Genomic DNA, 20,378 nt, shown 5'->3' on the forward strand with positions numbered 1-20,378 from the left:
CACCCAGCGCCACCCTGTCCTGCATGGCCTGGGTGACGGGCCACCGCGTTCAGCTGCAGGTGGGGGTCTGAAATAAGCGCGACCTATCGAACAAACCGGCATTGGACCTCAGGAGCGCCGTGCGACAAGGCTTTCCCGACGCTCCGGTGGGGTGAGTCTCGTTACGACGGGCCATTTTGATAGTCAAAGCCTATTGAATAGATGCGATCAATGGATTGTCCTTATTGAATTGGAGCCGGTAATCTAGGCCCTGTCGATTCACCCAGTCCCCTTCACCCAAGAGGAATATCCATGTCCCTGATCAACACCCAGATCCAGCCGTTCGAAGCCAACGCTTACTTGAATGGCGAGTTCATCAAGGTTTCCGACAGCACGCTGAAGGGCCAGTGGTCCGTCCTGATCTTCATGCCGGCTGCTTTCACGTTCAACTGCCCGACCGAGATCGAAGACGCGGCGGATCATTACGCCGAGTTCCAGAAGGCCGGTGCCGAGGTCTACATCGTCACCACCGACTCGCACTTCGCCCACAAGATCTGGCACGAAACCTCGCCGGCCGTTGGCAAGGCCCAGTTCCCGCTGGTTGGCGACCCGACCCACCAGCTGACCAACGCCTTTGGCGTGCACATCCCGGAAGACGGCATGGCCCTGCGTGGCACGTTCGTGATCAATCCGGAAGGCGTGATCAAGACCATGGAGATCCACTCCAACGAGATCGCCCGTGACGTGTCCGAGACCCTGCGCAAGCTGAAGGCTGCCCAGTTCACCGCCGCCAACCCGAACCAGGTCTGCCCGGCCAAGTGGAAGGAAGGCGAGAAGACCCTGACCCCGTCGCTTGACCTGGTCGGCAAGATCTAAGCTGCCCCCTCGCTCCCATGCCCGCCCCGTGCGGGCGTGGGGGTGAACCCAAGACGCCGGCGCCAGCCACCGCCAGCCCCTTCCACAGGCGTCTTGGGTTCACCCCTACCCCTCGCTGGTCCGCTACCTTGTGCAGCGGCGCCACGCCCCCTGTTTGCCTGAAGCCAGGAGAAAACCATGTTGGATGCCAACCTGCAGTCGCAGCTGAAGACTTACCTGGAGCGCGTCACCCGCCCGATCCAGATCACCGCGCGCGTGGATGACGGTCCCAAGGCACAGGAAATGCTGGAACTGCTGACCACGCTGGACAGCCTGTCCGACAAGATCTCGCTGGACGTCCTGCGCGACGGCCAGGGCCGCGTGCCCTCGTTCGACCTGGGCAGCCCGAGCGAAGACATCCATGTGACCTTCGCCGGCCTGCCGATGGGCCACGAGTTCACCTCGCTGGTGCTGGCGCTGCTGCAGGTGGGCGGCCACCCGTCCAAGGCGACGGCCGAGGTCATCGAGGCGGTGCGCAACCTGGAAGGCGAGTACAGGTTCGAAACGTATTTTTCGCTCTCCTGCCAGAACTGCCCCGATGTGGTGCAGGCGCTGAATCTTGCCGCCGTGCTCAACCCGCGCGTGCAGCACGTGGCCATCGACGGTGCGCTGTTCCAGGACGAAGTGGAGCAGCGACAGATCATGTCCGTGCCCACCGTGTATCTCAACGGTGAGCTGTTCGACCAGGGCCGCATGACGCTGGAGCAGATCGTGGCGCGCCTGGATACCGGTGCTGCCAAGCGCGATGCGCAGAAGATCGCCGCCAAGGAGGCATTCGATGTGCTGGTCGTCGGCGGCGGGCCGGCCGGTGCTGCCGCGGCGATCTATGCCGCGCGCAAGGGCATCCGCACCGGCGTGGCCGCTGAGCGTTTCGGCGGCCAGGTGCTGGACACCATGGCGATCGAGAACTTCATTTCGGTCAAGGAGACCGAGGGCCCCAAGCTGGCCATGGCCCTGGAACAGCACGTGCGCGAGTACGACGTGGACATCATGGACCTGCAGCGCGCGACGGGGCTGGTGGCCGCCGGCGACGACGGGCTGGTGCAGGTGCAGCTCGAAAATGGCGCCGTGCTGAAGTCGAAGTCGGTGATCCTGTCCACCGGCGCGCGCTGGCGGCAGATGAACGTCCCCGGCGAAGACCAGTACCGCAACAAAGGGGTCGCCTACTGCCCGCATTGCGATGGCCCGCTGTTCAAGGGCAAGCGTGTGGCGGTGGTCGGCGGTGGCAATTCCGGGGTCGAAGCGGCGATCGATCTGGCGGGCCTGGTCGCCCACGTGACCCTGCTGGAGTTCGACACCACCTTGCGTGCCGACGAGGTGCTGCAGCGCAAGCTGCGCAGCCTGGGCAACGTGACCGTGCTGACCAGCGCGCAGACCACCGACGTGCTGGGTGATGGGCAGAAAGTGACCGGTCTTGTCTACAAGGACCGCATCGGCAACGATTCGCACCGGGTCGAGCTGGAAGGCATCTTCGTGCAGATCGGACTACTGCCCAATACGGAGTGGTTGGCCGACGCCATCACCTTGTCACCGCGTGGCGAAATCGTCATCGATGATCGGGGCCAGACGAGTTTGCCCGGTGTGTTTGCTGCGGGAGACTGCACTACCGTACCGTACAAGCAGATCATCATCGCCATGGGCGCCGGATCGACGGCCGCACTCAGTGCCTTCGACCATCTGATCCGCTCGTCCGTGAGCAAGAGCAGCAGCACCGTTGCAGAAGCTGCCTGACAAAAGATCCCGGACCACCGGGACCGTACGTGTCCACTGGGTCAACCACGCCATCACCCGGTATCTATCCAATGAGGTCTCAGGATGAACCTACGTGATCTGAAATACCTGGTGGCGCTGGCGGAGCATCGTCACTTCGGCAAGGCCGCGGCGGCCTGCTTCGTCAGCCAGCCCACGCTGTCCACCCAGATACGCAAGCTGGAAGACGAACTCGGGGTGTCGCTGGTGGAGCGCGCTCCCCGCAAAGTGATGCTGACACCCGCCGGCCACGACGCGGCAGCGCGCGCACGCGTGATCGTGGCCGAAGTAGAGCAGATGAAGGAGGCCGCGCGTCGCAGCCGCGACCCGGAGGCCGGTGCAGTGCGGCTGGGCATCTTCCCTACGCTCGGTCCGTACCTGCTGCCGCATGTCATCCCTCGTATCCGCGAGCGCTTTCCACAGCTTGAGCTGTTGCTGGTGGAAGAGAAAAGCGATGTCCTGCTGGCCCGACTGCGCGAAGGCAAACTGGATGCAGCACTGCTGGCGTTGCCGGTGCTGGACGATCAGCTGCATACCGAGTTCCTGTTCGAAGAACCGTTCCTGCTGGCGGTGTCCGCCCAGCATCCACTGGCGGGGCGCAAGCGGCTGGACGTGCAGGAACTGTCGGCCCAGCGCCTGCTGCTGCTTGAAGACGGGCACTGCCTGCGCGATCAGGCGCTGGAAGTCTGCCGGCTGTTCGGCGCAAACGAAAAATCGGAGTTCCGCGCCACCAGCCTGGAGACGCTGCGGCAGATGGTCGCCGCGGATGTGGGCATCACCCTGCTGCCGACGCTGTCGGTCAAGCCACCGGTACCGCGATCGGACAACATCCGCCTGCTGGACCTGATCGGTGACAATCCGCCCAGCCGCCGCATCGCCATGGCGTGGCGGCGCAGCTCGGCGATGAGTGGGTTCCTGCTGCAGTTGGCGGATCAGTTCAAACACCTGCCCGCATCGCTGTTCGCGCTGGAGGACGGGGCGCCGCCTCCGCCACGCGGCGTCGATCGCACCGCGCCGGCGCGGCTGGTCTGAGCCGCAGCGGAACAGCGAAATCCCTGGAAGCAGTCAACGGGTCGATTCCCGCCCCGTTTGTCCCCACAATAGAACGAGGCGGCGCCATCCGGTGCCGCCTTTTGTATGGTCCCTTTCCAGGAGTACTGCATGACCACCGCCAGCGGCCTGCCGCCATCCATCACCGTTTCTTCCCACGATCTAGCCCGGCTGGAGGCCTTGCTGGACTCGCCTGCGGCGAGTGCACTGCCCACTGCCGCAGCGCTTTCAGAAGAGCTCACCCGCGCCAACGTGCTGCCGTCGGCGGAAATGCCAGAAGGCATCGTCATGATGCATTCGCGGGTAGAGTGCGAAGATGAAACCTCCGGCGATACCCACGTACTGACCCTGGTGTACCCCCGCGAAGCCAATGTCGATGAGCACAAGGTCTCCGTGCTGGCGCCCGTTGGCACGGCGCTGCTGGGACTGGCGATCGGCCAGCGCATCGAGTGGGATGCCCCCGGTGGTCGCAAGTTGAAGCTGCGTGTCACCGCTGTCCACAACGACAAGCCCTGAAGAATCCCAGACCCTTTGGCCGCGCCCCACGCGCGCCCGCAACGATGGAGCTGCAATGAGCACCCCCCCGTCCAAACTTTCCCAGCTGCGCGAACTGTCTGTGGTGGTGGCCGACACCGGCGACTACGAGGCCATCAAGAAGCTGCGGCCAGTGGATTGCACGACCAATCCCACCCTGGTGAAGAAGGCGCTGGACCTGCCGGTCTATGCGACGTTGATCGAAGATGCGCTCAACTGGGGTCGGCAGCAGAGCGGCGAACGCGATGCGGTCGTCGACGCCGTCGCTGATCGGCTGACGGTGGGCGTGGGTACGCTGTTGAGCACCCTGGTGCCCGGTCGCGTGTCCACCGAGGTGGACGCCGACAAGTCGCATGACACCGAGGCGACCATCGCCAAGGCGCGTCGGTTCGTGCAGATGTACGCAGACGCCGGCGTGCCGCGCGGGAAGATCCTGATCAAGATCGCCGCCACCTGGGAAGGCATCGAAGCCGCCCGCGTGCTGCAGGCCGAAGGCATCGACTGCAACCTGACCCTGATCTTCAACCCGACCCAGGCGCTGGCCTGCAGTGAAGCGGGCGCGTTCCTGATTTCGCCCTTCGTCGGCCGCATCCTGGACTGGTACGTGGCCAATGGGCAGGCACCGGCCACCATCGACGAAGACCCGGGCGTGGTGTTCGTACGCGGCGTGTATGCCGAGTTCAAGCGCCGTGGCTCGTCGACCGTGGTGATGGGCGCCTCGTTCCGCTCGACCGCGCAGATCGAAGCACTGGCGGGCTGCGATCGCCTCACGATCTCGCCGGACCTGTTGGAAAAGCTGGATGCCGACCAGGGCGCGCTGGAGCGCAAGCTGGTCGCCGGTGCGACCGAATCGGTGACGTCCACGCCGATCGACAGCGCGCGCTTTGCGGCTGATCTGGCCGCCGACCCGATGGCAACCGAGAAGCTTGCCACCGGCATCGACGCGTTCGCCAAGGATCTGGAAAGCCTGCGGGCGCGGATCCGCGCAGAGCTGTAATTGTTTCGGGCGGGTCGAACGGGTAAGACCCCCTCGCGGTGGGCTCTCAAAGCAGACTGCTTGCTTGGGGCCGGGCGGTGGGGCTGGTCGGGGGACGGCAAAAGCCGCTCCTGCGTGCCTCGTTTCGCGCCATCCATGGCGCGGGTACACGTCATCGCATTCGCGCTGCCGCTCCCACGCTTTGCTGCGCAAACCGTGGGCCCCGTCTCACCAGCACCCACACCCCGCCGCTTCGCGGCCGCCCCTGACTCAGGGGCTCCCTCCACCCGACGGGTTACTGCCATCGGTAGCGCCGAGCCGTGCTCGGCGAAATGTTTCCGCCGACGGCCCGCTGCGCTCGCCGACCATGGGTCGGCGCTACCAGGGCACCGCCCTGGGCCCGCCGAGCCCACAGCCCTGAGGCAGTTGACTTTGCCCTGGCTTGAAAAGCGTCAGGGCGCCGCGATGCCGGTACCGATCGGGCAGCTCACCCCGGTACCGCCGATGCCGCAGTAGCCGTTCGGGTTCTTCGCCAGGTACTGCTGGTGGTAGTCCTCGGCGTAGTAGTACTCCGGTGCCGGATACACGATCTCGGTGGTGATGGGGCCGTAGCCGGCCTCCTTCAGATGCACGCCATAGACCTCTTCGCTGGCCAGCGCCGCCGCGTACTCGCCCTCGGTCAGGCAGTGGATGGCCGACCGGTACTGGGTGCCGGTGTCGTTGCCCTGACGCATGCCCTGGGTGGGGTCGTGGCTTTCCCAGAACACCTGCAGCAGCTGCTCCACGGTGATCAGTTTCGGGTCGTACACCACCTCGACGATCTCGGTATGGCCGGTCAGACCCGAACAGACCTCCTCATAGGTGGGGTTCGGCGTCACCCCTCCGGCGTAGCCGACCGAGGTGCTGTACACCCCGGGCAGGGTCCAGAACTTCCGCTCGGCACCCCAGAAGCAGCCCATGGCAAAGCGGATCCGCTCGTATCCCGCGAAGCGATCCTTCAGCGGATGACTGTTCACGAAGTGCTGGTTGTTCTGCAGTGCCAAGGGCTGATCGCGCCCGGGCAGCGCCTCTTCCGCACGCGGCAGACGCTGCTTGAAGGCGCCGATACCGAGAATCCCGTTGCCAAGTCCCAACATGCTGTGCTCCTAGGCCGGCTGCCCGGCAAGATCGTCTGTGTCTGAAATGGGGTCGTCCGGGCCGTGGCCCAAGTCCAGCCCGGCCATCACGGCTTCTGCCTCCGCACGGGCGGCGTCGGGGATGGCGACGCGCAGCACGCCGAACAACGGCAGCTCGCCCATGCCGCCCAGCAACGACTCGCCGAAGACGAACGCGGGGATACCGGCGTCCTCCAGCGCATGCTTGGCCAGGTGGGCATCAAACAGGTTGTCGGCCTTGTACACGATGTGCATGGACATTTCCTTGGATGACTGCGATCGAGCATACGCTTGCGGCATGAACGGGCCTGTGGTCCTGTCCAACAGCCCCAGGACGGACACCCAGCGGGCAGCTGGAGCGCTGACACGCTAGACTGGCGGTCTTTCTGCCCTTGATTGCCGCATCATGTCCGAGCACACCCCTGCCAGCCCCGAAACCCCCACCGACGGCACCGAGAAGCGCGATTTCATCCGCCAGATCGTGCGCGAGGACCTGGCCAGCGGCAAGCACCAGGCAATCAAGACCCGCTTCCCGCCGGAACCCAATGGCTACCTGCACATCGGCCATGCCAAGTCGATCTGCCTGAACTTCGGCATCGCCGGCGAGTTCGGCGGTGTGTGCAACCTGCGTTTCGACGACACCAACCCGGCCAAGGAAGACCCGGAGTACGTGGCCGCGATCCAGGACGACGTGCGCTGGCTTGGATTCGAGTGGAACGAGCTGCGCCACGCCTCGGACTACTTCGAGGCCTACTACCTGGCGGCGCAGAAGCTGATCCGCGACGGCAAGGCCTACGTCTGCGACCTGTCGGCCGAGGAAGTGCGCGCCTACCGCGGCACCCTGACCGAGCCGGGCCGCCCGTCGCCTTTCCGGGATCGCAGCGTGGAAGAGAACCTGGATCTGTTTGCCCGCATGCGCGCCGGCGAGTTCCCGGATGGGGCCCGCACCGTGCGCGCGAAGATCGACATGGCCAGTGGCAACATCAACCTGCGCGATCCGGCCCTGTACCGCATCAAGCACGTCGAACACCAGAACACCGGCAATGCCTGGCCGATCTACCCCATGTACGACTTCGCACATGCGCTGGGCGATTCGCTGGAAGGCATCACCCATTCGCTGTGCACGCTGGAATTCGAAGACCACCGCCCGCTGTACGACTGGTGCGTGGATCATGTGGACTTTGCCCATGACGATGCGCTGACCGCCCCGCTGGTTGCGGCCGGGCTGCCACGCGAAGCCGCCAAGCCCCGTCAGATCGAGTTCTCCCGCCTCAACATCAACTACACCGTGATGAGCAAGCGCAAGCTGATGGCGCTGGTCACCGAGCAGTTGGTGGATGGCTGGGACGATCCGCGCATGCCGACCCTGCAGGGCCTGCGTCGCCGTGGCTATACCCCGGCGGCGATGCGCCTGTTCGCCGAGCGCGTGGGCATCAGCAAGCAGAACTCGCTGATCGATTTCAGCGTGCTGGAAGGTGCCCTGCGCGAGGACCTGGACAGCGCGGCCGCTCGCCGCATGGCGGTGATCGATCCGATCAAGCTGGTGTTGACCAATCTGCCCGACGGGCACGAAGAGACGCTGACCTTCAGCAACCACCCGAAGGATGAGTCCTTCGGCAGCCGCGAGGTGCCGTTTGCCCGTGAGCTGTGGATCGAGCGCGACGACTTCGCCGAAGTGCCGCCGAAGGGCTTCAAGCGCCTGCTGCCGGGTGGTGAAGTGCGCCTGCGCGGCGCTGGCATCATCCGCTGCGATGAAGTGATCAAGGACGCCGACGGCGCTATCACCGAGCTGCGCGGCTGGCTGGATCCGGAGTCGCGCCCCGGCATGGAAGGCGCCAACCGCAAGGTCAAGGGCACCATCCACTGGGTCAGCGCAGCGCATGCGGTGCCGGCCGAAGTCCGCCTGTACGATCGGCTGTTCTCGGTAGCCAACCCCGATGACGAGTCGGAGGGCAAGACGTACCGTGACTACCTGAACCCCGAATCGCGTCGCACCGTCACCGGCTATGTCGAACCCGCCGCTGCGAGCGCCACGCCGGAACAGTCGTTCCAGTTCGAGCGCACCGGCTACTTCGTCGCTGACCGGCGTGACCACACAGCGGCCAAGCCGGTGTTCAACCGCAGCGTGACCCTGCGCGACACCTGGTCGGCCTGACACCACCGACGTCCGTGCGCGCGGCCACCACCGCGCGCCCTTGCCGCCGCCCCTGCCCGCCCGCTTCATCGGACGCGGGCTACACTGCGCGCGGCTGTTGTTGTGTTCCACCCCCGTAACCCGATGAGAGGCACCCCGCGATGCTGTATGCGCAAGTCCACCTGACCCTTCCCGCCTGGATCCATGACCAGATCGACCTGGATCAGCGCTATCCGGGCGACGAAGCCAAGGTCGCACTGGCCATCACACTGTCCCGGTTGAATGTCGATCATGCCAGCGGCGGCCCCTTCGGTGCGGTGGTGTTCGGCCCGGATGACAAGGTGATCGCCGCCGGGGTGAACCGCGTGATGCCGCACAACACGTCGCTGGCGCACGCCGAAAACATGGCCTACATGCTGGCCCAACAGCGCCTGCAGACGCCACGCCTGAACGATGTGCTGTCGCCGATCATGCTCGCCACGTCCTCGCAACCCTGCTGCCAGTGTTACGGCGCTACGGTGTGGGCCGGCATCGATCGCCTGCTGATCGGCGCCAGCGCGGCCGACGTGGAAGAACTGACGCCCTTCGACGAAGGCCCGCTGCCGGCCGACTGGGTGGGCGAACTCAACAAGCGCGGTATCGAGGTGGTGCAGGGCCTCAACCGCGACGACGCGCGCGACGTGCTGCGCGCTTACGGAGAAGCCGATGGCGCACGCTACTGAAGCAGGCAATACCGCACCAGGCGTCGGCCTGCTGTGTCTGTGCCGGCAGGGCTTCGAGCCCGAGCTGGCGGCCGAACTGTCCGCACGCGCAGGCGAATTCGGCTTCGCCGGTTATGCCCGTACCCAGCGCAATGATGGCTATGTCCTTTTCATGTGCGACGAAGCCGCCGCACTCAGTCGGATGCTGTCCTGGCGCGAGTTGATTTTCGCGCGGCAGAAGCTGGTCGTGTTGGCCGAGCTGCCGCAGTTGGATGCAGCCGACCGCATCACGCCGATGCTGGCGGTGCTGGGCGATGCACCTCGCTTTGGCGACCTGTGGGTGGAGCATCCGGATTCGGATGCGGGCAAGCCGCTGTCGGGCCTGTCGCGCGCGTTCGCCAACGCGCTGCGCCCCGCCCTGCGCAAGGCCGGCAAGCTGACCGACAAACCCAACGAGAAACTGCCACGCCTGCACGTGGTCTTCGTCGATGGCACCCATGCTTTCGTGTGCACGGCGTCACCCGCCGACAGCGCACCGTGGGCGCTGGGCATTCCCCGCCTGAAGCTGCTGCCCGACGCGCCGTCGCGTTCTGCGCTGAAGCTGGAAGAAGCCCTGCTCACCCTGCTGACGCCCGAGGAGCGCGAGGCGCTGATGAAGCCGGGCATGCGTGCCGCCGACCTGGGCGCCGCTCCGGGTGGCTGGACGTGGGTGCTCACCCGCCAACACCTGAAGGTGCTGAGCATCGACAACGGGCCACTGCGCCAGCATGTACTGGATACCGGCCTGGTCGAGCACCTGCGTGCCGACGGTTTCCATTGGCAGCCCGAACAGTCGCTGGACTGGATGGTCTGCGACATGGTCGAACAGCCGCGACGCGTGGCCGAGCGCATGGCCACCTGGTTCCGCGAAGGCTGGTGCAAGCATGCGATCTTCAACCTCAAGCTGCCGATGAAGAAGCGCTGGGACGAAACCCGCCTGTGCCTGGACCTGTTCGAACAACAGGCGGGCAAGTCACTGGTCGTGCGCGCCAAGCAGCTCTATCACGACCGCGAAGAGATCACCGTGCTGGCCTCGCCACTGCGCTGATCATCCGGGTGCTCCCGGCACTCCCGGTAGCGCCGAGCCATGCTCGGCGCCCTGACCGCCCCTGCTAGGCCTGTGCTACCAGGACGCGGGACGCGCGCGTGGCATATGCATCTCAGCGCGTGCCGCGCTTACGCTGTGGATCACCGCAGTAGCAGCTTCGACGCGCGCGTACACGCCGGCAATCTCATTCGCCGCGCAGCATTCCACGCCCATCATCCAGTCCATGGACCAGCGCAGTCCTTCTGCCTGCAGTTCCGTGCGCGTCGCTTCGTACTCGCCCTGCAGCCGCTCCAGGCTGCGGGTGAGCGTTCGCCGGCTCATGGGCTGCGCTGATTCCTGCAACTGCTCGCATTGCAGCCGATCGTGCAGTTTCTGCGCGCGGCTTGATGGCACCAGGCCGGCATTGCTGGCATTGACGACCGACAACAGCACACTTTCAACCGCCTTCTTCGCCCCGGTGTCCAACGGCGACTCGGCCCGACAGGCCGTACCGGGCCAATGGCGCTTCAGCGCGCGGAGCGGGGCGAGGCAGCTCTTTATCTTGAAGCTCATACGTTGCCTTGCAGGGCGGGCGCAGGCGCCACACGCACCTCCCAGCTGAGGTGTCGAACCGCGTGGACGACTTCACGCGTGGCCGCGATCTGCCGTGCATGGGCACTGCCGCCGCGAGCGCCGGCACTGCGCTGCATCAGGTCGCGCAGGACGTCCTGCTGCTCATGCTTCAAGGCGCGCGCGTGATTCATGATCTGCCTTGGTGTCAGCGCATGGGTCTTTGCTACGTGGGAAGCCAGCCGCTGCGCCGCAGGGCTTGTGACCACCAGGCCCCGCAGGCTCTCAGCGTTCTCCACGCGCTTGATCAACGCAACAAGCGGCTTCTGTTCGCAACCGGGAGCCGCCACCATGCGCGCTTCGGCGGCCATGCGGGCGGCGAGCGCCGGCTTGAAAACGTGGAGGAACAGGTTATTGATGTTCATGTCGGCGTACGCATGCGCGAGAAGGATCATGGGACTATGCCCACTACATGCAGCGTCGGCTTTCAGAATCCCGGCGTGACCATCCCATCCGATGTGGAGAACAGACCACCATGCTGCCCCGTGCCATCGCCCTGCCGTTGCTGCTTGCCGCGATCCCCGCGCTTGCTCAATCCAATCGCCCGGCCCCGGCCGAAAGCCAGCCGTTGCGCGATGACAGCGGCGTGGTACGCGCGCAGCCGCTGGCCGCCGGACGCGTGACCGGCAGCGTGGACATCGCCGTTCCACTGGGCGAGACACCGGTGACGGTACGCTCGGTCACCCCTGCGAGTGCGTCGGGGCAGTACCGCATCCATTTCGCACAACTGGACGTCGACGGTGATGGCTTCATCAGCCGCGAAGAAGCGCAGGCCAATCCGTCGCTGGCCGACGAGTTCATCTCGCTGGACGTGAAGCGGCGCGGGAAGCTGGACCGGGACGATCTGGCGGGCTGGTTGCTGGACTGATGCAGAAGCCGCCGAGCATGGCTCGGCGCTACCGCGGCGTTCGCCTGCGTTGACGGCGTGCCGACGAGGCGTTCGCCTGCATTGATGGCGTGCCGACGATGCGCTCGCCCGTGGCGACGCCGTGACGCCGAGCCGCGCTCGACGTCTGCCGCCGGACGAACCCGTCAGATACCCGCGGCGCGCTTCCAGAACAGCTGCAACAGCGGCGACAGCTTGCCCGTGCAGCCCAGCACGCGGCCGCGCGCCAAGGTCAGGTGCAGCTCATCGTTGGAAAACATGCGGTTGATGCCGTCGAAACTGTAAGCCGCCACCGTATTGTCGCTGCGACGCTCACGCGCCCAGCGCTGCAGCCGTTGCGGCGACAGCTGCGGCTGCCCCCGACGCTGCACCGAGGGCGCAAGCCATCGCTGCAGGGCGGCGACGTCCCGCAGCCCCAGGTTGACGCCTTGCCCGGCCAGTGGATGGACGACGTGCGCGGCATCGCCCAGTGCCACGACGCGACCCGCCACGTAGTGACGGGCAAGCTGGCGACGCAGCGGGAATGCAGCGCGCGCTGACACCAGGCTCAGCTCACCCAGGCGCCCGCCGAAGGCACGCGTCAGCTCGCGGTTGAACACGGCCTCGTCCAGCTGCAGCACGCGCTCGGCGTCTGCATCCGGCAACGTCCACACGATGGAACTGCGGTGTGCCGCCACCGGTAGCAGGGCCAATGGCCCCCCCGGCAGGAAGCGTTGCCATGCGGTGGCCTGGTTCGGCAGTTCGCTGTCCACGTACGCGACGACACCGCGCTGCTGGTAATCGTGCTGGTCCACCGTGATCCCGGCGAGCTGCCGCAGCGTGGATTCCGCGCCGTCTGCCGCGACCGCCAGCGAGGCCTCGATCCGGCGCCCATCGTGCAGCCGAAGCCGCACGCCCTGCTCGTCCTGCTCCATGCCTTCCACGCGCGCAGGGCAATGCACCTCCACCCCCGCAGCAGGAAGCGCCGACCACAGGCGGTCCACCAGCAATCCGTTCTCGACGATCCAGCCCAGTTCGCTGCGGCCAAAGCGGTCCGCGTCAAACAGCAGGTCGTCGCCGCCAGCGGCATCCCACACCTGCATGCGCCGGTACGGATGTGCGCGCCCACGGATGACCGACTCCCATACGCCCAGACGCTGCAGCAACTGCACGTTGTCCGCGGCGAAGGCAAACACGCGCAGATCCGGTTCGGTCGCCTGCCAGGGGGGCGGCTCACGCCCCTCGATCACAGCCACCGACAGGCCGACGTCGGCCAACGCCAAGGCGCAGGCGGCCCCTACGACGCCACCGCCGACGATGACCACATCGGTGCGGGGGCGGCGGCTCATGCGGCCTCCCCGCGGCACAGCCGGGGCACATCGCCACGGAAGCCCATCGCCCCACCCACCAACAGCGACTGCAACGAGGTCGCCTGCGTGGCCAGCAGGCCCAAGCTGCGCAATGGGCGCATCAGCGGTGCGTCGTTGCTGGTCAGACGGGCCAGCCCGCCGGAAAACGCAATGGTCTGTGCGCGGTCTTCCGCGCGACGCTGCGCATAGGACTGCAACAGCGCGTCACTGCCGGCATCGCCGCCGTCTTCGAGGACCTCCGCCAAGGTCAGCGCATCGCGCAGGCCCAGGTTGAAGCCCTGCGCGCCGAGCGGGTGGATGGTCTGCGCAGCGTTACCGAGCAGCACGGCCCGTTCCCCCACCAGCGCGGCGGACAGGACCTGCCGCAGCGGATAGGCCGCCCGCGGACCGGACTCCAGCAGACGCCCGGCACGCCAGCCCACCGCCGCCTGCAGCCGTGCCAGCCAGGCCGCATCGTCCAGTGCCATGACCGCATCCGCATCGTCGCGCGCCACGCCATGGACCACGCCGAAATGGCGGTCACCGCGCGGCAACAGCGCGGTCGGGCCGGTATCGGTCAGCCGCTCCCACGCCGTGCCGTCCGGTGCGCGCTGGCTGCGCACGCGTGCAACAAACAGCGTCTGCTGGAAATCATGGTCTTCCGTGCCGATGCCCAACGCGGCGCGGACACCACTTGCGGTGCCGTCCGCACCCACGACAAGCCGCGCCAGCAATATGTGTTCGCCGTCGTCATCCTGTACCCGCACCTGGCGATGGCCATCGACCACCTCGCCCAGCCCAAGGAAACGCGCCGGACGCCTGCGTACCAGCCCGGGCAGCTCCTGCAGCCGGGCCTCCAGCGCGTTGCCGAAATCACGCGCGACCACGACCTGGCCGAACCACGGCCGACCGTAGTCGGCTGCCGCCAGTTGCACGCGGCCGAAGTCCCCGGCGCGGCTCACATGGATGCGGGTGATCGGGCCCGGTGCGCTGCCCAGCTTCTGCATGACGCCCAGCGCGGTCAGCGCATTGACCGTGGCGGCGGCGAAGCTCAGGTTGCGCTGGTCGAATACCGCCGGCACTGCCGCTCCCGCACTGGCTTCCAGCAGGCAGGCACTGCGGCCGATCCGCTGCAGGGCAATGGCCAGGCTGGCACCCACCAGGCCGCCGCCGACGATCAGGACATCAACACGTTCGCTCATGGGTCAATGATACGCGTTCGGGTGGTGCCGCCGGCCGCTGGCCGACCCCAGCGCCGGGGGGCCCATGCGGTCTAGAATGGGCCTCGTTCACCTTTCCGTGCGTGCCCTGCCATGACCCCCACCGTGCACCGCGCTCTTGCGCTGACCTGCCTCGTGCTGCTGATGGCCGCCACCCGGGTGAATCATTTCGCCGCCATCCCCGATGCGTCGTGGGCGGTCTTCTTCATCGGAGGCTTTTACCTGCGCAGCTGGACGCGCTGGGCCTTCCCCCTGCTGATGGGCCTGGCGGTGGTGGTGGACTGGCTGGTGATCCGCCGCCTCGGGCTGGATTTCTGGCAGCACTACTGTGTATCGCCCGGTTACTGGATGCTGCTGCCGGCGTACTTCGCCCTGTGGGCCGGCGGCATGCTGCTGGAACGGGGTTACCAGGGCGCCACCTGGCCGGCGCTGGCCAGGACGATGCTGCTGGTGGTCGCCGCTGTCGCGGTCTGCCACCTGTTCGCGCAGGGCGGCTTCTACTGGACCACCCGCAATGTGGCCGAGCCGACGCTGGGCGGCTGGGTGAAGAACTACGCTGACTGGTTCGGCCCCTACCTGGGCACCACCGCCCTGTATGTCGGGCTGGCTGCCACCCTGCAGCTTGCGCTGGAACAGGTTGGCAAGCTGCGCCAGACCCAGCGCGACGTGCAGGGCTGAGGCGGCGATGGGTAATCGTCTGTCCCGCATCTATACCCGCACTGGCGATGACGGCAGCACCGGGCTCGGCGATGGCAGCCGGGTCGGCAAGGACGATGCGCGGGTTGCCGCCTTCGGCACGGTCGACGAAGCCAATTCCGCGCTGGGCGTGCTGCTGGCCGTGCCGCTGCCGACCGATGTGCAGTCGCTTCTGGTCCGCCTGCAGCACCAGTTGTTCGACCTCGGCGGCGAGCTCTGCATCCCAGGTCATGCCGCGATCACCGACGACGACGTCACCGCGCTCGAGCAGCAGTTGGATCACTTCAACGCCGACCTGCCGGTGCTGAAGGAGTTCATCCTGCCGGCCGGCGGGGAAGCGGCCGCACGCTGCCACCTGGCACGCACCATCGTGCGCCGGGCCGAGCGCGAGACCGTGGCCTTGTCCCGCCACGAGACCGTCAGACCCCAGGCGCTGCAGTACCTCAACCGGCTCTCCGACCTGCTGTTCGTGATGGCCCGTGTACTGGCCCGTGCCGATGGCCACGGCGAAGTGCTCTGGCAGCACGCGCGTCGCCACGCCTGACTCCACCCGGACCCCTTCGCCCATGCTGGTTTTCACCCACCCTTCCTGCCTGCAGCACGACCCCGGTCCGGACCATCCCGAATCCCCCCAGCGACTGCGCGTGGTGCTGGACGCGCTGCGCAGTGCATTCCCCGACCAGCTCGATTGGCGCGAGGCGCCGACGGCCAAGCGCGGCGATCTTGCCCGGGTACATGACAGCAGCCTGATCGATCTGGTGCTGCAGCCACAGACCGCCGATCTGCGCCAGATCGACCTGGATACGCGGACCTCGCCCGGCTCGGCCGCTGCCGCGCTGCATGCCGCCGGGGCCGGCGTAGCGGCGGTGGATGCGGTGATGCGCGGCGAAGACACGCTGGCCTTCTGCGCGGTACGCCCGCCGGGCCACCACGCTACCGCCACGACGGCGATGGGCTTCTGCCTGCTCAACAACATTGCCGTCGCCGCGGCCCATGCGCGTGACCGCCATGGCCTGGAACGCATTGCAGTCGTCGATTTCGACGTGCACCACGGCAACGGCACCCAGGACATCTTCCAGCTTGATCCGCGGGTGGCTTACTACAGCACCCACCAAGCCGGCCTGTTCCCGGAATCCGGCCTGCGCCGCGACCGTGGCGCCGGCAACCTGTTGAACATCCTGCTGCCCCCGGGTAGCGGCAGCCTGCGCTTCCGCAATGTCTGGGTCGAAGAGATGCTGCCGGCCATTGACGATTTCCGCCCACAGCTGGTCCTGGTCTCGGCCGGTTTCGATGCCCACCTGCGCGATCCACAGGCCGACCTGATGCTGGAAGCCGAGGATTTTGCCTGGATCACCACCGAGCTTCATGCGCTGGCGCGCCGCCATGCGGCCGGCCGCCTGGTGTCGATGCTGGAAGGCGGCTACGACCTGCAGGCCCTGGCCGAGTCCAGCGTGGCCCATGTCGGCAGCCTGTTGGACGGTGCCGGAACGGACGGCCGATGAACCCGAGCCGCCGATCATGAGTCGCCTTCATTGCCCCTATGCAAGGGATGGGGCAAGCTACGGATCGTTTTCGCCTGAACCATCACGCGTGCGCAAAGCTCTCCGCCTGCTGCCTCTCCCCCTCGGCATCGCCTTGTGCCTGCCGGCATTTGCCGATGACAAGCCACTGAACTGGGGGCTTTGCCCTGCGTCCGACGCGCTGCCCGCCTTTGGCGACGCGCCGCCGGCGGACAAGGCTGCCGCCGAAACCCGTACCGAACAGCCCACCGACATCGAAGGTGACGAGCTGTCCGGCACCTCGACAGTGCCGCAGTACGAGGGCAACGTCGCGCTGAAGCGCGGCGACCAGTTCCTCGGCACCGACCACCTGAGCTTCGATACCGAAACCGGCAACTACGTCGCCGACGGTAACGTGCGCTACCAGGATTCCTCGATCCGGATGGTCGCCAAGCGCGCCGAAGGCAACCAGGAAGCCGACACCCACAAGATTTCAGACATCCAGTACCAGCTGGTGTCACGCCGTGGCAACGGTGGCGCTGAATCGGTGGACCTGCAGGGTGCGGTCGGGCAGATGCATCGCTCCACCTACACCACCTGCGATCCCTCCCAGCCCATCTGGAAGCTGTCGGCGCCGCAGATCGAAGTGGACAACGATGCGGGCTTCGGTACCGCGCGCAATGCCGTGCTGCGCATCGGCAAGGTGCCGGTGCTGTGGGCACCGTACTTCAAGTTCCCGATCGATGACCGTCGACAGACCGGCCTGCTGTACCCGGAGCTCGGCCTGTCCGGGCGCAACGGCTTCGACTATGCGCAGCCGATCTACTTCAACCTGGCGCCGAACTACGACGACACCCTGACCCCGCGCTACATGAGCAAGCGCGGCCTGATGGTGGACAACGAGTTCCGCTACCTCTACGAAGGTGGCCGCGGCGAGCTGCGGACGGCCTACCTGCCCAACGACAAGCTGCGCGACAAGGACCGGGGCCGGGTCGAGTATTCCGGTTACCACAACTTCAACGCCAACTGGCAGGCACGCGCCGGGCTGGCCTGGGTCAGCGACGAACGCTACCTGGAAGACTTCGCCAACAAACTGCTGGGCGTGACCGCGTCCAACCTGCAGAGCCAGGCCGGCATCTACGGCACCGGTGAAAACTGGACCGCCGGCCTGATGGCCGACTACTGGCAGTTGACCGATTACACGCTGACCGAAGAGTCGCTGCCCTACAACCGGCAGCCGCGCCTGTTCGGCACCTGGGATCAGCCGATCCTGCCGTGGCTGGAAGTGGGCGTGTACGCCGAAGCCGTGCGCTTCGACCGCGATGACATCAACTACAAGTTCGGCCCGGAGCAGGAATATGAGCGCAACGGCCTGAGCAAGCAGTCGTTCGGCGGCTCGCGGTTGGACATCAAGCCGTATGTGACCATGCCGATCAGCGGTGCGGCCTGGTATGTCACCCCCACACTGGCATGGCGCTATACCGGCTATGACCTCGAGCAGGGCTTGGCCGACCAGATCCGGGCCACCAACCTGGCCGATGCGGGCATCACCAACCCGACGCCGGATCAGCTGCGTGGCAACACTTCGCCGAACCGCAGCGTGCCGATCGCCAGCCTGGACGCGGGCATGTTCTTCGACCGCGAGACGACGATCGGCGACAAGCCGTACCTGCATACGCTGGAGCCGCGCCTGTTCTATCTGCGCACGCCCTACCGCGACCAGAGCGAGCTGCCGGTCTTCGATACCCGTGACTTCACCTTCAGCTGGGGCCAGTTGTTCCGCGATTCGCGCTATACCGGCGCCGACCGCCAGAACGATGCCAACCAGCTGACCATGGCCCTGAGCACGCGCTTCATCGACCAGACCAGCGGTCGCGAGCGCTTCTCGGCCAGCATCGGCCAGATCCTGTACTTCGACGATTCGCGCGTTACCCTGCCCAGCAGCCCCACCCCGGTGGAGCAGGGCAAGTCCGCATGGATCGCCGACACCAACTACATGATCAACGACCGCTGGAACCTGGGCGCCACCTACCAGTGGGATCCCAAGAACAAGCGCGAAGATCTGGCCAGCGTGCGTGCGCGCTACCTGATGTCCAACGACGGCATCGTCAACCTGACCTACCGTCATCGCATCAACCCCGATGGCAGCAACCTGCTCAAGCAGGGCGATCTGTCGTTCCTGTACCCGATCAATCCGCGCTGGAGCGTGGTGGGCCGGTATTACTACTCCATCGAAGACAGCAAGCCGCTGGAAATCATCGGTGGCGTTCAGTGGGACAGCTGCTGCCTGGCCGTGCGTGCACTGGCCCGTCGCTACGTCCGCAATCGCGAAGGCGAACTCAATACCTCCTTCCAGCTCGAGTTCGTGCTGAAGGGCCTGAGCTCGCTGGGCCAGAACACGGACCGTACCTTGCGCCGTGCTATCCTCGGCTATAACCGCGACGACCTCTATCTCGTGCCCCCCAGCACCACCGGCGCGACCCGCGACGACTACGATCCGAATCTGATCCCATGACCAAAACCCTTCCCGTCCTACTCGCCTCCCTGCTGGCGGTGTCCACTGCGTCCGTGCCTTTCCAGGTACTGGCCCAGCAGACCCAGGCACTGGATCGCATCGCCGCCGTCGTCGATGAAGACGTCATCCTGCAGAGCGAACTGGACCGCGCACTGGCCAACATCAAGACCCAGTACGCCGGTCGCGAGAACCAGCTGCCGCCGGATGATGTGCTGAGCCGGCAGGTGCTGGAGCGGCTGGTGCTGGTCAAGCTGCAGGTGACGCGCGCTGAAGGCAGCGGCATCCGGGTATCGGACCAGGAACTCAACCAGGCCGTCGACTCGATCGCCCAGCAGAACGGTGGCACGGTCGAGCAGCTGCGCTCGCGCCTGGCGGCTGACAACATCGATTACGACGAGTTCCGCCGTTCGGTACGTGACGAGATCATCGTCCAGCGCCTGCGCCAGAGCTATGCCCAGAGCCGCATCAGCGTCAGCGAAGGCGAAGTGGACGCGGCGCTCAAGCAGCAGGCCGTGGCCGGTACCCAGTACCACCTGGCGCACATCCTCATTGCGACCCCTGACGGTGCCGATGCCAACCAGATCGCCACCGGCCAGCAGAAGGCCGACGGCGTGAAGTCGTTGCTCGACAAGGGTGAGCTGGACTTCAACGCGGCGGCCGTCCGGTATTCGGACAGCCCCAATGCGCTGGAGGGCGGCGACCTCGGCTGGCGCTCGATGGACGAAATTCCGCAGGCCTTCCTGCAGGTGATGCAGGGCATGAAGGCCGGCGACGTGGTCGGCCCCCTGCGCGGTCCGAGCGGCTTCCAGCTGCTGAAGCTGGTGGAAGTGCGTGATGCCAACGCCGGCGGCGCTACCGGCCAGACCGTGACCGAGTATCAGGCGCGTCATATCCTGGTGCGGGTAACCGACCAGCAGAACGATGCCGCCGCCAAGGCGAAGATCGATACGCTGCGCGCACGCATCGTCGGCGGTGCCGATTTCCAGGCCGTGGCACGGGAAGCGTCCGAAGACAACAACAGCCGCGGCCAAGGCGGTGACTTGGGGTGGTTCCCGGTCGATGCCTTCGGTCCGGACTTCGGCCGTCAGGTCGAAGGCGTGGCCGACGGTGGCATCAGTGCGGCATTCCGCACCGACGCCGGCTGGCACATCGTGCAGCGCGTCGGCACCCGGCAGACCGATGTCGGCGTTGACAACCAGCGTGCGCAGATCCGCGAAACCATTGGCCGCCGCAAGCTGGAAGAAGAGTACAACCGCTTCCTGTCCGAGCTGCGTGGCGAAGCCTACGTGAGTTTCCGCAGTGGCGACCGGGCGGAAAGCACCGCCACGCCGCCCCAGTCCTGAGCC

Annotated in this window: 20 protein-coding genes; 14 read left to right on the plus strand and 6 right to left on the minus strand. The window is 66.4% G+C overall.

Annotation, left to right across the window (positions count from 1 at the left end):
• The first annotated feature begins 291 nt into the window (after nucleotides 1–291).
• The 5 genes from ahpC (at nucleotide 292) to IFT58_RS06065 (ending at nucleotide 5,224) form a co-directional block, all read left to right on the plus strand.
• Complete coding sequence (ahpC, locus tag IFT58_RS06045) at nucleotides 292–855, plus strand: alkyl hydroperoxide reductase subunit C (RefSeq protein ID WP_188325009.1); 564 nt, start codon at nucleotides 292–294, stop codon at nucleotides 853–855.
• 177 nt (nucleotides 856–1,032) lie between these two features.
• Nucleotides 1,033–2,625, plus strand: a complete 1,593-nt coding sequence (gene ahpF / locus IFT58_RS06050) for an alkyl hydroperoxide reductase subunit F (protein WP_192094190.1) — start codon at nucleotides 1,033–1,035, stop codon at nucleotides 2,623–2,625.
• Between the two features lie 84 nt (nucleotides 2,626–2,709).
• Nucleotides 2,710–3,675, plus strand: a complete 966-nt coding sequence (locus tag IFT58_RS06055) for a LysR substrate-binding domain-containing protein (protein WP_192094191.1) — start codon at nucleotides 2,710–2,712, stop codon at nucleotides 3,673–3,675.
• A gap of 129 nt (nucleotides 3,676–3,804) precedes the next feature.
• Nucleotides 3,805–4,209 (plus strand): nucleoside diphosphate kinase regulator, encoded by a 405-nt coding sequence (gene rnk, locus IFT58_RS06060; RefSeq protein ID WP_192080841.1) that lies wholly within the window; start codon nucleotides 3,805–3,807, stop codon nucleotides 4,207–4,209.
• Nucleotides 4,210–4,264: 55 nt separating this feature from the next.
• Nucleotides 4,265–5,224 carry a transaldolase gene (locus IFT58_RS06065; protein WP_192094192.1) on the plus strand — a complete coding sequence of 320 codons (960 nt, stop codon included), beginning with the start codon at nucleotides 4,265–4,267 and terminating at the stop codon, nucleotides 5,222–5,224.
• Between the two features lie 431 nt (nucleotides 5,225–5,655).
• Here IFT58_RS06065 and msrA read toward each other — a convergent pair whose 3' ends face one another.
• Entirely contained in the window at nucleotides 5,656–6,339 is a 684-nt protein-coding gene (gene msrA / locus IFT58_RS06070) for a peptide-methionine (S)-S-oxide reductase MsrA (RefSeq protein ID WP_192080839.1), read from the minus strand.
• 9 nt (nucleotides 6,340–6,348) lie between these two features.
• On the minus strand, nucleotides 6,349–6,612 hold the full coding sequence (locus IFT58_RS06075; RefSeq protein ID WP_188325015.1) for a DUF2007 domain-containing protein: 264 nt from the start codon (nucleotides 6,610–6,612) through the stop codon (nucleotides 6,349–6,351).
• 151 nt (nucleotides 6,613–6,763) lie between these two features.
• On the opposite strand from IFT58_RS06075, the gene IFT58_RS06080 reads away from it, so the two are divergent.
• The 3 genes from IFT58_RS06080 (at nucleotide 6,764) to rlmM (ending at nucleotide 10,279) form a co-directional block, all read left to right on the plus strand.
• Nucleotides 6,764–8,512: a glutamine--tRNA ligase/YqeY domain fusion protein gene (locus tag IFT58_RS06080; RefSeq protein WP_192094193.1), complete on the plus strand. Its 1,749-nt coding sequence runs from the start codon at nucleotides 6,764–6,766 to the stop codon at nucleotides 8,510–8,512.
• 140 nt (nucleotides 8,513–8,652) lie between these two features.
• Nucleotides 8,653–9,213: a nucleoside deaminase gene (locus IFT58_RS06085; RefSeq protein ID WP_188325017.1), complete on the plus strand. Its 561-nt coding sequence runs from the start codon at nucleotides 8,653–8,655 to the stop codon at nucleotides 9,211–9,213.
• Nucleotides 9,197–10,279: a 23S rRNA (cytidine(2498)-2'-O)-methyltransferase RlmM gene (rlmM, locus tag IFT58_RS06090; protein ID WP_188325018.1), complete on the plus strand. Its 1,083-nt coding sequence runs from the start codon at nucleotides 9,197–9,199 to the stop codon at nucleotides 10,277–10,279. The genes IFT58_RS06085 and rlmM overlap by 17 nt, the downstream gene beginning before the upstream one ends.
• A 75-nt stretch (nucleotides 10,280–10,354) precedes the next feature.
• Here the strand turns inward: rlmM and IFT58_RS06095 are convergent, their stop codons facing one another.
• On the minus strand, nucleotides 10,355–10,831 hold the full coding sequence (locus IFT58_RS06095; RefSeq protein WP_192094194.1) for a hypothetical protein: 477 nt from the start codon (nucleotides 10,829–10,831) through the stop codon (nucleotides 10,355–10,357).
• Nucleotides 10,828–11,253: a hypothetical protein gene (locus IFT58_RS06100; RefSeq protein ID WP_192094195.1), complete on the minus strand. Its 426-nt coding sequence runs from the start codon at nucleotides 11,251–11,253 to the stop codon at nucleotides 10,828–10,830. The genes IFT58_RS06095 and IFT58_RS06100 overlap by 4 nt, the downstream gene beginning before the upstream one ends.
• 110 nt (nucleotides 11,254–11,363) lie before the next feature.
• On the opposite strand from IFT58_RS06100, the gene IFT58_RS06105 reads away from it, so the two are divergent.
• Nucleotides 11,364–11,756 (plus strand): EF-hand domain-containing protein, encoded by a 393-nt coding sequence (locus IFT58_RS06105; protein WP_192080833.1) that lies wholly within the window; start codon nucleotides 11,364–11,366, stop codon nucleotides 11,754–11,756.
• A 164-nt stretch (nucleotides 11,757–11,920) separates the two neighbouring features.
• On the opposite strand, the gene IFT58_RS06110 is transcribed toward IFT58_RS06105, so the two are convergent.
• Together IFT58_RS06110 and ubiH are read right to left on the minus strand one after the other, a co-directional pair.
• Nucleotides 11,921–13,102: a UbiH/UbiF family hydroxylase gene (locus IFT58_RS06110; RefSeq protein WP_192094196.1), complete on the minus strand. Its 1,182-nt coding sequence runs from the start codon at nucleotides 13,100–13,102 to the stop codon at nucleotides 11,921–11,923.
• Complete coding sequence (gene ubiH / locus IFT58_RS06115) at nucleotides 13,099–14,304, minus strand: 2-octaprenyl-6-methoxyphenyl hydroxylase (RefSeq protein WP_192094197.1); 1,206 nt, start codon at nucleotides 14,302–14,304, stop codon at nucleotides 13,099–13,101. The genes IFT58_RS06110 and ubiH overlap by 4 nt, the downstream gene beginning before the upstream one ends.
• 111 nt (nucleotides 14,305–14,415) lie before the next feature.
• On the opposite strand from ubiH, the gene IFT58_RS06120 reads away from it, so the two are divergent.
• The 5 genes from IFT58_RS06120 to IFT58_RS06140 all read left to right on the plus strand — a co-directional run bounded on the left by IFT58_RS06120 (nucleotide 14,416) and on the right by IFT58_RS06140 (nucleotide 20,375).
• Complete coding sequence (locus tag IFT58_RS06120; RefSeq protein WP_192094198.1) at nucleotides 14,416–15,000, plus strand: hypothetical protein; 585 nt, start codon at nucleotides 14,416–14,418, stop codon at nucleotides 14,998–15,000.
• 7 nt (nucleotides 15,001–15,007) lie between these two features.
• Nucleotides 15,008–15,562: a cob(I)yrinic acid a,c-diamide adenosyltransferase gene (locus IFT58_RS06125; RefSeq protein ID WP_192080829.1), complete on the plus strand. Its 555-nt coding sequence runs from the start codon at nucleotides 15,008–15,010 to the stop codon at nucleotides 15,560–15,562.
• A gap of 22 nt (nucleotides 15,563–15,584) precedes the next feature.
• Complete coding sequence (locus IFT58_RS06130; RefSeq protein WP_192080828.1) at nucleotides 15,585–16,520, plus strand: histone deacetylase family protein; 936 nt, start codon at nucleotides 15,585–15,587, stop codon at nucleotides 16,518–16,520.
• A gap of 88 nt (nucleotides 16,521–16,608) precedes the next feature.
• Complete coding sequence (gene lptD / locus IFT58_RS06135; protein WP_192080827.1) at nucleotides 16,609–19,032, plus strand: LPS-assembly protein LptD; 2,424 nt, start codon at nucleotides 16,609–16,611, stop codon at nucleotides 19,030–19,032.
• Nucleotides 19,029–20,375 (plus strand): peptidylprolyl isomerase, encoded by a 1,347-nt coding sequence (locus tag IFT58_RS06140; RefSeq protein ID WP_188325027.1) that lies wholly within the window; start codon nucleotides 19,029–19,031, stop codon nucleotides 20,373–20,375. Before lptD ends, IFT58_RS06140 begins: the two co-directional genes overlap by 4 nt.
• Nucleotides 20,376–20,378 lie beyond the last annotated feature (3 nt).

Origin of the sequence: Stenotrophomonas sp. CFBP 13718 (assembly GCF_014842145.1) — a bacterium.
Taxonomy (GTDB): domain Bacteria; phylum Pseudomonadota; class Gammaproteobacteria; order Xanthomonadales; family Xanthomonadaceae; genus Stenotrophomonas.

Coding starts and splice junctions, on each gene's coding strand:
- IFT58_RS06085 (WP_188325017.1), top strand. CDS start 8,653: ATGCTGTATGCGCAAGTCCACCTGACCCTTCCCGCCTGGATCCATGAC.
- msrA (WP_192080839.1), bottom strand. CDS start 6,339: ATGTTGGGACTTGGCAACGGGATTCTCGGTATCGGCGCCTTCAAGCAG.
- IFT58_RS06110 (WP_192094196.1), bottom strand. CDS start 13,102: ATGAGCCGCCGCCCCCGCACCGATGTGGTCATCGTCGGCGGTGGCGTC.
- ahpF (WP_192094190.1), top strand. CDS start 1,033: ATGTTGGATGCCAACCTGCAGTCGCAGCTGAAGACTTACCTGGAGCGC.
- IFT58_RS06120 (WP_192094198.1), top strand. CDS start 14,416: ATGACCCCCACCGTGCACCGCGCTCTTGCGCTGACCTGCCTCGTGCTG.
- IFT58_RS06105 (WP_192080833.1), top strand. CDS start 11,364: ATGCTGCCCCGTGCCATCGCCCTGCCGTTGCTGCTTGCCGCGATCCCC.
- IFT58_RS06080 (WP_192094193.1), top strand. CDS start 6,764: ATGTCCGAGCACACCCCTGCCAGCCCCGAAACCCCCACCGACGGCACC.
- ahpC (WP_188325009.1), top strand. CDS start 292: ATGTCCCTGATCAACACCCAGATCCAGCCGTTCGAAGCCAACGCTTAC.
- rlmM (WP_188325018.1), top strand. CDS start 9,197: ATGGCGCACGCTACTGAAGCAGGCAATACCGCACCAGGCGTCGGCCTG.
- IFT58_RS06065 (WP_192094192.1), top strand. CDS start 4,265: ATGAGCACCCCCCCGTCCAAACTTTCCCAGCTGCGCGAACTGTCTGTG.
- IFT58_RS06130 (WP_192080828.1), top strand. CDS start 15,585: ATGCTGGTTTTCACCCACCCTTCCTGCCTGCAGCACGACCCCGGTCCG.
- IFT58_RS06095 (WP_192094194.1), bottom strand. CDS start 10,831: ATGAGCTTCAAGATAAAGAGCTGCCTCGCCCCGCTCCGCGCGCTGAAG.
- ubiH (WP_192094197.1), bottom strand. CDS start 14,304: ATGAGCGAACGTGTTGATGTCCTGATCGTCGGCGGCGGCCTGGTGGGT.
- IFT58_RS06100 (WP_192094195.1), bottom strand. CDS start 11,253: ATGAACATCAATAACCTGTTCCTCCACGTTTTCAAGCCGGCGCTCGCC.
- IFT58_RS06140 (WP_188325027.1), top strand. CDS start 19,029: ATGACCAAAACCCTTCCCGTCCTACTCGCCTCCCTGCTGGCGGTGTCC.
- IFT58_RS06055 (WP_192094191.1), top strand. CDS start 2,710: ATGAACCTACGTGATCTGAAATACCTGGTGGCGCTGGCGGAGCATCGT.
- rnk (WP_192080841.1), top strand. CDS start 3,805: ATGACCACCGCCAGCGGCCTGCCGCCATCCATCACCGTTTCTTCCCAC.
- IFT58_RS06125 (WP_192080829.1), top strand. CDS start 15,008: ATGGGTAATCGTCTGTCCCGCATCTATACCCGCACTGGCGATGACGGC.
- IFT58_RS06075 (WP_188325015.1), bottom strand. CDS start 6,612: ATGCACATCGTGTACAAGGCCGACAACCTGTTTGATGCCCACCTGGCC.